We start from the raw sequence: 12,989 nt of genomic DNA on the forward strand, positions 1-12,989 counted from the left end.
AAAGCTAGTGAGTACAATGGCGACGAGTTAACTTATTTGTCGCGACAAGAAGGATTATCTAGACGTGTTTGGACTTTCCAAGCTGCTCCGTGCCGGTGAGGGACGCACCGTCAAGCGCCTGGCTAAAATTGCAGATGATGTTATTGCCCTAGAAGATAAATTCGCGGCGCTGTCGGATGATGAGCTAAAGGCTAAGACCGACGAGTTTAAGAAGCGCCTGGCGGACGGCGAGAAGATGAATGACATTCTTCTCGAAGCATTTGCCACCGTGCGTGAGGCAGCCTGGCGAGTGCTCGACCAGAAGCACTACAAGGTGCAGATCATGGGCGGTGCAGCCCTGCACTTCGGCAACGTCGCCGAAATGCGCACCGGTGAGGGCAAGACCCTGACCTCCTTGCTGCCGGCCTACCTCAACGCGCTGGAGGGCAAGGGCGTGCACATCGTGACGGTCAACGATTACCTGGCCAAGCGTGACGCCGAGATGATGGGCCGTGTCCACCGCTGGCTGGGCCTTACCGTGGGCGTCATCCTTTCTGAGATGCGCCCTGCGGATCGCAAGGAAGCATATGCGTGCGATATTACGTACGGCACCAACAACGAGCTGGGCTTTGACTACCTCCGCGACAACATGGTCCGCTCGCTCAATGACACGGTCCAGCGCGGCCATAATTTCTGCATCGTGGATGAGGTTGACTCCATCCTTATCGATGAGGCCCGTACCCCGCTCATCATTTCCGGTCCGGTTGACGGCTCCTCCCAGTTCTACGGCGTCTTCTCCCAGCTGGCGCCGAAGATGCGCGAAGGTATCCACTACGAGGTGGACCACAAGAAGCGCACCATCGGTGTGCTGGAGGAAGGCGTGGAATTCGTTGAGGACCAGCTGGGCATTGAGAACCTCTACGCCCCAGAGCATTCCCAGCTGGTGTCCTACCTCAACAACGCCCTGAAGGCCAAGGAGCTTTTCACCCGCGATAAGGACTACATCGTCCGCAACGGCGAGGTTCTCATCGTGGATAGCTTCACCGGCCGCGTGCTTGCTGGCCGTCGCTATAACGAGGGCATGCACCAGGCCATTGAGGCTAAGGAAAATGTGGAGATTAAGAACGAGAACCAGACTCTGGCCACCGTTACGCTCCAGAACTACTTCCGCCTGTACGAGAAGATTTCCGGCATGACCGGTACCGCAGAGACCGAGGCAGCCGAGCTGCACTCCATCTATGGTCTCGATGTGGTGCCCATTCCGACCAACAAGCCGAACCAACGTATCGACCACTCCGACCGTATCTACAAGACCCAGGAGGCGAAGTTCGCCGCGGTGGTTGATGACATTGAGGAACACGTCGCCGCAGGCCAGCCGGTGCTGGTGGGTACAACCTCGGTGGAGCGCTCCGAATACCTCTCCCAGTTGTTGAGCAAGCGCGGAATCAAGCACTCGGTGCTTAACGCCAAGCACCACGAGGAAGAGGGCCAGATCGTCGCCCGTGCCGGCCGCCCCGGCACCGTTACCGTAGCCACCAACATGGCCGGCCGTGGTACCGATATCGTGCTCGGCGGTAACCCCGAGGTCATCCTGGATGAAAAGCTGCGCGATCGCGGCCTCGATCCCTTCGAAGATGAAGAGAAGTACCAGGAGGCCTGGGACGCCGAAATCGATCGCGAAAAGGAACACTCCAAGAAGCTGGGTGACCAGGTCCGCGAGGCCGGCGGACTGTACGTGCTGGGCACCGAGCGCCACGAGTCGCGTCGTATTGATAACCAGCTGCGCGGCCGTACCGGACGCCAGGGTGACCCGGGCGAGACCCGCTTCTACCTGTCCATGCGTGATGAGCTCATGGTGCGCTTCGTGGGCCAGTCCATGGAGAACATGATGAACCGCCTCAACGTGCCAGATGATGTGCCAATTGAGGCCAAGATGGTGTCCAACTCCATTAAGGGCGCACAGGCGCAGGTTGAGAACCAGAACTTTGAGATGCGTAAGAACGTGCTCAAGTACGACGAGGTGCTGAACGAACAGCGCAAGGTGGTTTACGCTACCCGCCACGACATCCTTGAGGCCAGCGACATCAAGGACAACATCCGCGAGATGATCGACGACACCGTGTCTGCCTACGTGGCGGGTGCTACGGCCACCGGCTATGTGGAGGATTGGAACCTGGACGAGCTGTGGAATGCCTTGGAGTCCCTGTATGGGCCGACCAAGACGCATGAGGAGCTTGTCGACGGTACCGAGTACGGCTCCGCCGGCGAAATCTCCGCCGATCAGCTGCGCGATGCACTGGTGGCTGATGCCAACTCCGAGTACGACAAACTTGAAGAGTCTGTCAGCGCCATCGGCGGCGAGAGCCAGATGCGCAATGCAGAGCGCATGATCATCTTGCCGATCATTGATCAGAAGTGGCGTGAGCACCTCTATGAGATGGACTACCTCAAGGAGGGCATTGGTCTGCGTGCAATGGCACAACGTGATCCTCTGGTGGAATACCAGAAGGAGGGCGGCGACATGTTCAACGCCATGAACGAAGCTGTGAAGGAAGAAACTGTGCGCCAGCTGTTTATGTTGCGTAAGCAGTTCAAGGCTCAGGAAGAGGCGAACGCCGCGGACGAGGCGGAAGCCTAGTAAATGCCAACGCCACAGCGTTATTGAGCGCTGAGGTGCAGCGAGGCGCCGTGTGGGAAGTACTCCCCGCGGCGTCTTTTTTATTGGAGGCACTTAGGTATATACTGGCAAATTAGTAATTATTATTCTTCGGAGGTTGAGTGAGTATGCGCCGCTTGTCTGTGCGAGTAGGTCTATCCGTGTTCGCATCTGCCACCCTGCTGGGTGGCGGCGCGGCTGCATCTGCTGTGGAGCTTGCTCCCGAAGAACAGTGCCAGCTCTCTTCTGTCTTGAGCTCGCAGGGAGATGAATCCGCCAAGGACACGGTCCTCAGCTCCCAGGACATTGTTCCCACCGAGTGTGGCGCAGTGGCCACGCCGGAAAGTGCGGAAGAAACCACCAAGAAATCACCGGTAGTGGGGGCCACGATGTTCGGCGGTATCAGTTTGGCTTTGGTGAGTGCTTCCGCTGCATTCGCGGGCATCGACTGGACGCCAATCTTGATCAAGCTGGGGTCGCTTTTCTAAACTTCCGGCTCCCCGTTGCCGTGGGGATGTATGCCGACTGAAAGCAACCGGAAGGAACTCAGGTGCCGTCCAACGGCGGCGCCGGTAAAGGCGCGTCGCGTCGATCCCATGAGCACCGAGCCGAAGAACTCGCCATTCGAGCGCGCATGCAAGCTACGCAGCGCCATCCCTCCGCGCCACTCCGAGGACGCCTGGGCCTTCCGCCAAGCGCGGACATGGTTTGCAATTTCCGGTGCAAAACGTGGGTTGTTGAGGTGGCTTAAAGGCCGCAGCGCGGCGGCAACTTCTAGAACTATGACTACAAGCCCGTGGATCTCTTTCCGCGTAGCGAGGTCACCCGCAGTAGGTTGACGCTCGTAACGGATACGCTGTGGGGCAACATACAGCTGCAAATGGCTCATCCCAGGGATGGGGGTGTACATGGGGATCGCGTCCTCTTCCGCGATAAGCGGGGCGGAGGAGTGCGCGAAGGCTAGGTTCGGGGCGGGCGCGGTGAAGGAAGGTGGACGCACGTTCATTGTGCCACGGTAGGCCTATATGCGGCCAGAGCACTGCAGTGCATAAGCCGGTGAGAGCGGGCGGGCGGTATGTTCGCTATACTTTCGGACGATAAACACAGTTCAATGCGAAGGGTAGATAATATGCGTGGACTCATCGTCGATTTTGTAGGCGTTCTTGACGGCACCGAAGAAGACGTCAAGCGCTGGCGGGATCTGTTCGCCGCCGCGAAATCAAACGGAGTTGCCACCGCAATCCTTTCCAACGATCCGGGCGGCCCGGGCGCTGAGCACATTCGTGAGTGGGAATACCGCGGCATCGTTGATGCCGTTGTGCTTTCTGGTGAGGTCGGCGCTGAGAAGCCGGAGCGCGCTGCTTTCCAAGCCGCAGCGGATGCCATTGATCTGCCGATTAATGACTGTGTCATGGTGGATGACTCCATCGTTAACGTACGTGCGGCGGTGGAAAACGGCATGGTCGGCATGCTCTACACCGTCTTCGACCGCACGAGCGTAGAGGTTCAGGCAGTCTTCGACATTGAAGGTGAGTTCTAAGTGTCGAAGGATGTGCGCGTCTTCCTGCCGGCAACCTTTTCCATGTTGGCTGAGCTCGAGGAAACCGGCCAGCTTACTGCCCGCAGCGGCTGGGGTTTTGCGCTAACCCCCGCGCTGCGCGAGTTCTACACCGAGGGTGACGAGGAAGAGATCGAATACTCCGCTTTCCTCGAAGCATCTATGGCTTCGCTGAGGCTCTTGGCTATCGGTGATGAGGAGAAGTTTCCGCACCGCCGAGTCGTCATTTCCGTCGACGTGGACGAGTCCGTGGTGACCCCGAAGCCGGACATGGGGGAACCGGTCGTGGCGCTGGATCCCGCGACCATCACGAAGGACAATCTTCAGGCCATCCACGTGGACATCGAAGAGTCCGAAGCCACTACTGCCAAGGCTATCGACGCCATCGATAACGCCGACCTTGGTGACGAAGATGCTGAGCTCGCCGTCGGTGATGCCCTGGATAATTTCATGGCCTTCTATGACCCGACTGAACTGCCTATCCTCGTGGAGCTTCTCTAAGTATTTTCTGGGCTTTCATCGCCGTGGGTTCAAGCATGGTGCTAATCTGAGACTTTATTGTCGTCGCCAGAAAAGGAGCACCATCATGAAGGCAACTCGCTTTGCTAGCCTTGTCACCGCTGCGGCCCTGAGCACCGCATCTCTCGTCTCAGCGCCAGCTGCCGGAGCTGAGGAAGCAGTAGCGCCGACAGCGCAGACTACTCAGACTGCGCAGGGGAGCTCTGCTCAGGGAACGGCTCACAACGAGCCGGATCCCAGCAATCCTGACCCCGACATGGCCGTGATGCCTAAGACTCCGTGGTTGCGAATTCTTGAGGGCTCTTCGCAGGGGCCGGCAGGCGTTATTATCGCCATCCTTTTCGGCATCGTGAGCATCGGTCTGGCCGCGTACAAGGAGTTCGGTGATTACCTGCCCAAGCTGGGCTAAATGCTGATAGCCTGCAGGGGTAAGAGTCAGCCTGATCGAAAGGTCCCTTCAGCATGTCTTCCTCTCGTCTTCGCCGGGTAGTTGCCGCCTCTACCGTGTCTGTTGCTGTCCTAGCCAGCGGTGTCGTTGCCCCCACGGCCGGAGCCGTAACCACGTCCATCAAGGATGAGAAGTGCACCATTACCTTGAGCGAGGAGGAGGCGAGCGATCTTAAGAACGCGGAGTCGAAAGACAACGATGTCGATAGCAGCCTGTTGAAGGATGGCCTTAAGATTCTTCCCAAGGACGCCGAAAAGCGTGCACGTGACGTGGAGAATCAGTCGGAAGAGCTCTACCGTGCCCTAGCTGGCTATGAGGTAGATGCTGAACTCGGTGGTGAAGAATCCGCCAAGCGCGCCAAGAACAACATTGCGGTGGTGGAGACCTTCCGCAAGATTGCACCTGATTACGTTAAAGCTCTCAACGCGTGTGCGAAGAAAGAAGAGCTCAATAAGGAACAGGAAGGCGGCGGCAACACCTCTTCCAACATTGACACGGGCGGCGCTATCATCCTCGGGGTTTCCGGTGGCTTGGCCGTGCTCCTCATGGCTCTTCGCGCGGCAGGCCCCTACCTGAAGACCGTCCTGCCGCCGCAGCTGACGGCAATGCTCCCGATCTAAAGCTTTGGTGCCTTAAGAACGCGCAAGCCCCTTCCTTTAGGAAGCTTCGGGTTTAAGGCTCTTTGGGCCTTAAGCCCAGTCAACATTGGTGCGCAGGGACGCCAGCAGGGTGCGCACTGCATCGCGACGGCGCGCAGAAGCCGTGCCCTCTTCGATGTTTAGGTCGAGCCCGCATTCGGGGTCCGCGGGTGGCCCGGCATGCGTGCAGCCACGCGGGCAGTCCTCGATGGCTTCGACAAGATCGTCGAAGACCTCAATAACGTTCTCCGCGTCAATGTGGGCTAAGCCGAAGGAGCGGATGCCGGGGGTATCAATGATCCAGCCGCCGTGTGGTGTGCTTCCTTCAGCGGGTAAACGCAGCGCCACCGACTGTGTCGACGTGTGCCGCCCCTTGCCCACGGCGGAAACCTCGCCGGTCTCCCGGTTGGCATCGGGGACAAGCCGGTTCACGAGGGTGGACTTTCCCACGCCCGAGTGGCCGATGAGGGCGGTGACGTGGCCGTCGATTGCTGCACAGACGTGCTCCAGCCCGTCGTCGACGCCAGCCTCCACCACGGTGACATCCAGATCCGCAAACTCCTGTGCAAACGGGGTGGGATCAGTGAGGTCTGTCTTCGTCAGACACAGCACCGGCTGGATATTTCCGGCAAAGGCAGCGATCAAGGCGCGTTCCACGAACCCGGAGCGCGGCGGCGGATCGGCCACGGCGCTCACGATGAGCAGGCGGTCGGCGTTTGCCACCACGATGCGCTCATAAGGGTCGGTGTCATCTGCGGTGCGCCGGAGGACGGAGCGGCGCTCCTCGAGCTTCACGATGCGCGCGAGGGTGTCCTTCTTACCCGAGGTATCGCCCACGACGCCGACCCGATCACCAACCTCGACGGGGGTGCGGCCCATCTCGCGGGCGCGCATAGCGGTAACCACGGGGCCGTTGTTATCAAGCGCGACACCCCAGCGCCCGCGGTCTTTGGTGATGACCATGCCAAACTTGGCATCCTTGTGCTTCGGGCGGTCCTTCGTGCGCGGTCGTGACCCCTTTCCAGGCCGGATGCGGACATCGGATTCGTCGTAGCTGCTTGCGCGCCTAGCCACGGATCATGGCCTCCCACATATCAGCAAAGCCAGGCAGAGTTTTGGACGTGGTGTCAATATCCTCGACCTGGACGCCGTCAACGGCCAACCCGATAATGGCTCCGGCTGTCGCCATGCGGTGATCCGCGTAGGAATGCCATACCCCGCCGTGGAGTGGGGCAGGGGTGATGCGGAGGCCGTCGTCAAGCTCGGTGACGTTGCCACCAAGGGCGTTGATCTCCGCAGCGAGAGCCGCCAGGCGGTCCGTCTCGTGGCCACGCAGGTGTGCGATGCCAGTCAGCGTCGACGGCGTTGAGGCCAGAGCACACAGCGCAGCCACAGTGGGGGTGAGCTCACCGATATCGCCCATGTCGAGGTCGATGCCGCGCAGGCTGCGCGGGCCTTCCTGCGGGCCGGTCACCTTTAGGTAAGACTCTTCGCCGGGAGCCTGCGGGACATACTCGACCTTCGCGCCCATCTGCTCCAGAATGCCTCGGAAGGCATCACCCGGCTGGTGGGTTTCCTCCGGCCAGTTCGGAATGCTCACGCTGCCGCCAGAGACGGCGGCAGCGGCAAGGAACGGAGCGGCATTGGAAAGATCCGGTTCAATACGCCACTCGCGGCCCTCAATCTCACCATGGCGCACGTCCCAGGTGTCCTCGCCCACCTCGACGTGGACACCGGCTTCGCGCAGCATACCGACGGTCATCAGGATGTGTGGCTGGGAGGGCACTGTGCCGCCTTCGTGGCGCACGATCAGTCCATTGCGGTAGCGTGCGCCGGCCAGGAGAAGACCGGAGACGAACTGGGAGGAGGCGGACGCATCGATGGTGACCTCGCCGCCCTCCGGAACGCCGTGGGGGGTGATGGTCAGCGGCAGGCTGTCGCCCTCAATGTCCACGCCCAGCTCACGCAGAGCCGCGGTCATCGTGGACATGGGGCGATTGCGGGCATAAGGGTCACCGTCGATGACAACGGGGCCATCCGCTAGCGCTGCCACCGGTGGTAAAAAGCGCATAATTGTGCCGGCCAGGCCGCAATCTACCTTCGCTCCATGCAGCTTTCCGGGAGTCACATGAAGATGCGGGCCTTGTTCGGAGATACCCACGCCCATGGCCTGCAAGGCCTCCTTCATCAGGTTGGTATCGCGGGAGACCAGCGGGTTATAGATGATAGACGGGGAGTCAGCCAGCGCAGCAAGGATGAGGGCGCGGTTGGTCATCGATTTTGACCCGGGGAGGTTTTGCGTCCAGGACAAGGGCCCAGACGGTTGGGGTGCGCTCCAGAAATCAGACATGTAGTCCATAATAAAGGGCATGTGCGGAAGATTTGTTCTGTTCACCGAGTCCCTACTGGAACAAGTAGGCGCGTGGGAGTCCATCACGGAGGTCCACGCACCGGAAGGTCTGCCACCGGCGCGGTATAACATCGCCCCAACCCAGACCATCGCCATCGTCCGAGTTGAGGAGCATACCGCTCGCGTGGAACCTGCGCGCTGGGGGCTTATTCCGCACTGGAAGAAAGATCTGGACGGCCCGCCGCTATTCAACGCACGCGCGGAGACCGTGGCGGAGAAGCCCTCCTTCCGCGATGCCTTCAAAGCACAGCGCTGCGTCATCCCGCTGGACGGCTATTACGAGTGGAAGGCTGGGGAGGACAAGAAATCCAAGAAGCAGCCCTATTACGTCACCAGCCCTGATGGCCTGCTGTGGGCAGCAGGGCTGTGGGCCACGGGTATGGATAGGCTGTCGGCCACGATGGTGACCACGGATGCCACGGAGGAGATGGCATGGCTGCACCACCGGCTGCCCAAGTTTTTGGCCACGGAGGAAATCGCGCCCTGGCTGGCGGGGGAGGCGCTTCTGGAGCCGAGCACCGTGCGGGGCTTTCAGGCACGCCCCGCGGACCCGGCAGTGGGCAATGTGCGCAACGACTACGCAGAGCTTATCGACGAACCACCGTCGACCACCTTGTTCTAACTCACCCTGTTTTAGCGTGTGAGTGTTATGTCCATAGGGTTTTGGACACGGAGTCCGTGGTGTTTGTGGACATTTCTAGCGGTTTATGGTTATGGCCTGCGTTTCGGCCGTGGTTTGGATAGTTTTGGGTTCATCCGTGATGGTTGGCGGTGTTTCATTCCTTCAACGAGGTTGATGTTGATCTGACCGCCTGGTGGCCTGTGGCTGAGTGTGATCGGCAGTGGCACGCTGAAGAGGAATCCCCCGTCATGGGCCGTGTAGAACTCCGCAACGTTATTGGCTGTGACCGTGGAGTAGAGCCTGCGGTTTTAAACCTCAGGCCAATGCAGAGACCAAAGTTGCACACGCGTACAACGCCATCTTTGCTCACGCGGAGTTTGAGCGGGCCATTATCCGTGAGCGCCAGGCAGAGGGGATCGCGCCGCGCTGGCGAAAAAGGCCAATAAGTACAAAGGCCGCAAACCCGCCCTAAGCCCGCAGCAGGTGACGGAGATTAAGCAGCGTGTGCTGGCAGGGGAGTCGAAAGCCGCACTAGCGCGAGAGTTTGGAGTCACCCGGCCTACCGTGTATCGAGCATTGAAAAACGCCTAAAGCAGCGCAGCCGTGAGGGTAAATATGCACATCTTTACCTGGTGAAATGTGTGTATGCGTAAATATGCGCAGATTGGGCTGGCCGCATGGGAATTCGATGCTGCCTGCCTTTTACTCCTCTGCGGAGACCACCGGCCCCCTTTCAGCCCTGTGCTACTGCTAACGTAACGGCTGGTTCACAATCATGCCCCATCAGTCGTGGTGGGGTATGGGCGTGGCTCCCTCTGTCGGTGCGCGGCGGTCCGCGCGTCACGTGCGGGCTGTCCTGTTGCATCTTGTTTGGCAAGGGACAACTCCAAGACAAGGAGGTAGACAATGGGTAAACACTCATTGGATACACCCGGTCGCAAAAGAAAAGACCCCGCCACCAAAGGAACGGTAATCCTTAACCTGGTGAGCGGAGTCCTCAACGTTGCGACCGCATCAGTGAAGCTCATTGCGGTGATGCTTCACCAGGGTCTCTAAGGCCCGAGGGTCTCAACGAGCTGGCACTCGTTGGGGCCCTTTTTATTGTGCAGCGATAATTCAAGGACGAACCATGCTGTCATATTTCAGGCTAATGCGCGCACAAATGTTTCGCAATACTCCCGCACTGGGGCCGTAGCCCCCTTTCCCTCCGCTGCGGGCGGAAGGTTTATGTAGTCGTGTGCCATGGCTTACGCGTACCCACGATCCCGGTTGCGTGTCTACTGGTAAAAGTCTTTTATCTGCTTGATTTTTCGGTTAGGCAGGCTACGAAAATGAGCGTCCACAGGGCGAGCAAACCGAGGGAAATAATTAGGGCCGAAAAAACTACTCGGAGTCCGGCGAGCGAGAAGATGACAGCGGCACCCAGGATCATTGCCAGGCTTATTCCGCCTCCAATCAGGGCCACTTGCATACGATCGTGCGGGTCTTCATAGCGTAGTGTCTGGATGGCTAGAGCAGTGGCGCACATTAGCGCAGCCAGGATGATGACTATGTACATTTTTCTCCTTTCTATGGGTGGGGATTGATCTTATCGGGAGGGTGTGCACAGCCTATGTGCTGCATTTTTCAGAAATTAGGGGGCGAATTCCGTAAGCGATATTTAGCCTCCCGAGTAGGGAAGAGGTCTACAGTGCTTGCCTGGGCGGGCAGACAGTGTGTGGGCTTATATGCTTAGCGGTTATCGCCCCGACGACTGCTTTTGACCGCGCTACCATTCGCCACAACCTCACCGAATTCAAACTCCGGTGGCTAGCCCACATTGAGCAATGGAAAATCGAGAAGTAGACAAAGCGTTTGGTGCGCCCCGCAAGCTGACTACTGAGCGTCAGCGCCAGGAGCTGTTGTTCGCCAACTATGAGAAGCTCATCTCGAATCAGTAGGCCTGCGGGATAGTGAGTGCAACGCTACGCTCTTAACTAGTCAGTAGTGCTGGCAAGGGGGGAGAGAATTATGTACCCCTTGTCAGATGCGAGTTTTTGGTACCGGTGTTCTGGGGACTCGGTACTGCCGTGTTCCGGGTAGTTGGTACCGGGCCGAGGGGTGCGTCGGCCCGGACGGGCTACAATTTCAGGGTGGAATCACAGCTAGTCGCCTACATCGATGAGTCCTCCGCCCTTAGACCCCCAGACCGGCAGGAGTACATGGTGTGTGCAGCCATCATCGACACTCAAGACTTGGAAAAAATACGCGAGGAGCTGCGTCCACTACGACTTCCTGGCCAGGTCAAACTTCACTGGACCGACGAACGTAATAGCCGACGCCGAAAAATCGTGGACACCCTTTCTGAGATCGACTCCATGCAAGCGATCATCACCCACCAGAGTGAAGTGAGCAAGAAGACGGAGAGACACCGCAGGAAATGCTTGGAGCAGATGTACTTCGAGCTCTCCGAGATGCACGTCCACAACGTCACTTTGGAAAGCCGGCAAGAAGCACAAAACAGGCGAGACGTCGCCCATATAGTTGCCCTGCAGGGCCAAGGACAAAGTGCTGGCATCCGACTGCGACACGTACGCGGTGGCGATGATCCCCTGCTCTGGATTCCAGATGCCGTTCTGGGAGCACTGAACTCCGTCCATCTAGGGGAAGAGCAGTACTGGGAGAAGCTGCACGAGAAAGTGGTCCTCAACCGTCCCACCCCGGATTCCCTCTAGAGGCAGGCGAAGACCCTGAGTCCAGTCGTCCGGCTGGGGTCCCAGGGTCTTCTTCCGATCCTGTCGTAACAGGTGGCAATAACACTAGGGTAGCACCATTTGGCACCATTTAGCACCATTTGGCACCGATAGGCCCCGTCCGTTTCCTTAGCTGGATCGGCGGCCTCATCCTGGTTTCCTGACCAAATCCACATCGACCAAGCCGAACGCAGCGGGCTAAATATCACTCTGCTCAATACCCCTAGACGTTGACGCCGACATGCCCCGCCGAGATACAGCAGGTCATAGGACAAAGACCTCTTACTCCGGCCATCACTGAATCGATCATCAAACCACCCCGGCGGGAGCTGACGGAAAATCTCTGAAGTCAAACCCTCATCAGAGATGACTTTCTTTGCACGGGATACTTCCCGTCGTGAACACCCCAATGCGTGTGTGATCTGCGCCTAGCTAGCATCATCAAGGCACATCGCAATGATCTGCTTGAAGTTGGCCACAAGGACCAGCTCCTTCCAAGTAGAAGTTGACGCAACACCAGCGGATTGTGGTGTCGCCAACATCAACTATGAAAGAAAACCCCTTGTAGTACCGGATACACGGAACACCGGTACCAACTACGCGGACTCGCGGTACCAACTACCCCAAATCGACACCCCTGGATTGCTCCCTGTGTGCCCCGCTGGCAAGAACGCCGCCCGTCTTTCCCCCTTAAGCCCCGGCCTATTTAATAAGCGTCCTGGTCAATAAAAAAGAGCCATCTGGCGCATACGTCCAGAAGACCCTTTTTAGTCATAGCAAGGGACCATGTCCTTACTTTCTGACTCTGACTATAGGTGGCACGTCCCCGTGATGTCAAGATTTTTGACTAGTACGGCTATTTCACTGCCGTAAACGTCCAAAAAGCCACTAGACATCACAGTCCTAGCGTGTGAGTTCTATTCGGCGAGCACGTCAGCGAAGGAAAGGTCGAGCACGCGGGGGAGATCCTCCGGGTTCATCTCGATGTCGAGTCCCCGTTTGCCGCCGGAGAAAAAGATGGTGTCGAAAAGTAGTGCCGTTTCATCAACCACTGTCGGGAGGATGTGCTTGTGCCCCAGCGGGGAGATGCCGCCGGGGATGTAGCCGGAGGATTTGGAGGCGTCGGCAGGCGCGGCCATCGTGGCCTTGGAAGCGCCGAAGGCAGCGGCGGCCTTCTTGAGGCTGAGCTGGTTGGTAACCGGAAGGACGCACACGGCGAGCTGGCGTTTGGGGCCTTTGCCGGCGCTCAGGTCGATGACGAGGGTTTTGAAGATGCGCTCAGGCTCGACGTCGAGCGCCGCCGCGGCTGCGTCGCCAAAGTGCTCGCGGCCACCGTCGAAGGTGGAGACACTGTGGCCGATTCCTGCCTCTTCGAGGATTTTGAGAGCGGGGGTAGCGGCGTGCGGGGTCTTCTTGGCCATAGAATC

General features: G+C 58.7%; 14 protein-coding genes and 1 pseudogene. 9 read left to right on the forward strand and 6 right to left on the reverse strand.

The genetic code is table 11. The features are described from left to right. The first annotated feature begins 64 nt into the window (after positions 1-64). Positions 65-2,617, forward strand: coding sequence for a preprotein translocase subunit SecA (gene secA, locus M5J06_RS09580; RefSeq protein WP_250224524.1), 2,553 nt, complete (start codon positions 65-67; stop codon positions 2,615-2,617). Positions 2,618-2,796: 179 nt separating this feature from the next. Beyond that, complete coding sequence (locus tag M5J06_RS09585; RefSeq protein ID WP_232748448.1) at positions 2,797-3,123, forward strand: hypothetical protein; 327 nt, start codon at positions 2,797-2,799, stop codon at positions 3,121-3,123. On the opposite strand, the gene M5J06_RS09590 is transcribed toward M5J06_RS09585, so the two are convergent. Beyond that, positions 3,120-3,641 (reverse strand): hypothetical protein, encoded by a 522-nt coding sequence (locus M5J06_RS09590; RefSeq protein WP_246818414.1) that lies wholly within the window; start codon positions 3,639-3,641, stop codon positions 3,120-3,122. The two genes, M5J06_RS09585 and M5J06_RS09590, sit on opposite strands and share 4 nt — an antisense overlap. A gap of 123 nt (positions 3,642-3,764) precedes the next feature. Here M5J06_RS09590 and M5J06_RS09595 point away from each other — a divergent pair, with 123 nt between their 5' ends. The 4 genes from M5J06_RS09595 to M5J06_RS09610 all read left to right on the forward strand — a co-directional run bounded on the left by M5J06_RS09595 (position 3,765) and on the right by M5J06_RS09610 (position 5,780). After that, positions 3,765-4,175, forward strand: coding sequence for an HAD-IA family hydrolase (locus M5J06_RS09595; protein WP_070522579.1), 411 nt, complete (start codon positions 3,765-3,767; stop codon positions 4,173-4,175). 12 nt (positions 4,176-4,187) lie between these two features. Beyond that, complete coding sequence (locus tag M5J06_RS09600; RefSeq protein ID WP_186312152.1) at positions 4,188-4,694, forward strand: DUF6912 family protein; 507 nt, start codon at positions 4,188-4,190, stop codon at positions 4,692-4,694. Positions 4,695-4,779: 85 nt separating this feature from the next. Further along, on the forward strand, positions 4,780-5,121 hold the full coding sequence (locus M5J06_RS09605) for a hypothetical protein (protein WP_250224525.1): 342 nt from the start codon (positions 4,780-4,782) through the stop codon (positions 5,119-5,121). A gap of 53 nt (positions 5,122-5,174) precedes the next feature. Beyond that, positions 5,175-5,780 carry a hypothetical protein gene (locus M5J06_RS09610; protein ID WP_250224526.1) on the forward strand — a complete coding sequence of 202 codons (606 nt, stop codon included), beginning with the start codon at positions 5,175-5,177 and terminating at the stop codon, positions 5,778-5,780. Positions 5,781-5,849: 69 nt separating this feature from the next. Here the strand turns inward: M5J06_RS09610 and rsgA are convergent, their stop codons facing one another. Both rsgA and aroA read right to left on the reverse strand, forming a co-directional pair. Continuing rightward, entirely contained in the window at positions 5,850-6,872 is a 1,023-nt protein-coding gene (gene rsgA, locus M5J06_RS09615) for a ribosome small subunit-dependent GTPase A (protein WP_250224527.1), read from the reverse strand. Then, positions 6,865-8,169, reverse strand: a complete 1,305-nt coding sequence (gene aroA / locus M5J06_RS09620; RefSeq protein ID WP_250224528.1) for a 3-phosphoshikimate 1-carboxyvinyltransferase — start codon at positions 8,167-8,169, stop codon at positions 6,865-6,867. Before aroA ends, rsgA begins: the two co-directional genes overlap by 8 nt. Between aroA and M5J06_RS09625 the strand changes: the two genes are divergently transcribed. Continuing rightward, positions 8,168-8,830, forward strand: coding sequence for an SOS response-associated peptidase (locus M5J06_RS09625; RefSeq protein ID WP_250224529.1), 663 nt, complete (start codon positions 8,168-8,170; stop codon positions 8,828-8,830). The genes aroA and M5J06_RS09625 overlap by 2 nt on opposite strands. A gap of 89 nt (positions 8,831-8,919) precedes the next feature. On the opposite strand, the pseudogene M5J06_RS12535 reads toward M5J06_RS09625, so the two are convergent. Beyond that, positions 8,920-9,215: pseudogene (locus tag M5J06_RS12535) on the reverse strand (transposase); the annotation flags it as partial. A gap of 119 nt (positions 9,216-9,334) precedes the next feature. Between M5J06_RS12535 and M5J06_RS12540 the strand changes: the two are divergent. Continuing rightward, entirely contained in the window at positions 9,335-9,421 is an 87-nt protein-coding gene (locus M5J06_RS12540) for a helix-turn-helix domain-containing protein (RefSeq protein ID WP_238996185.1), read from the forward strand. Positions 9,422-10,124: 703 nt separating this feature from the next. On the opposite strand, the gene M5J06_RS09635 is transcribed toward M5J06_RS12540, so the two are convergent. Further along, positions 10,125-10,388 (reverse strand): hypothetical protein, encoded by a 264-nt coding sequence (locus M5J06_RS09635; RefSeq protein WP_101735968.1) that lies wholly within the window; start codon positions 10,386-10,388, stop codon positions 10,125-10,127. Between the two features lie 574 nt (positions 10,389-10,962). Between M5J06_RS09635 and M5J06_RS09640 the strand changes: the two genes are divergently transcribed. After that, positions 10,963-11,544 (forward strand): hypothetical protein, encoded by a 582-nt coding sequence (locus M5J06_RS09640; protein WP_080986250.1) that lies wholly within the window; start codon positions 10,963-10,965, stop codon positions 11,542-11,544. A 935-nt stretch (positions 11,545-12,479) separates the two neighbouring features. Here the strand turns inward: M5J06_RS09640 and ybaK are convergent. Next, on the reverse strand, positions 12,480-12,983 hold the full coding sequence (ybaK, locus tag M5J06_RS09645) for a Cys-tRNA(Pro) deacylase (protein WP_250224530.1): 504 nt from the start codon (positions 12,981-12,983) through the stop codon (positions 12,480-12,482). Between the last annotated feature and the right edge of the window lie 6 nt (positions 12,984-12,989).

The organism is Corynebacterium intestinale, assembly GCF_023574125.1.
Classification (GTDB): Bacteria; Actinomycetota; Actinomycetes; order Mycobacteriales; family Mycobacteriaceae; genus Corynebacterium; species Corynebacterium hesseae.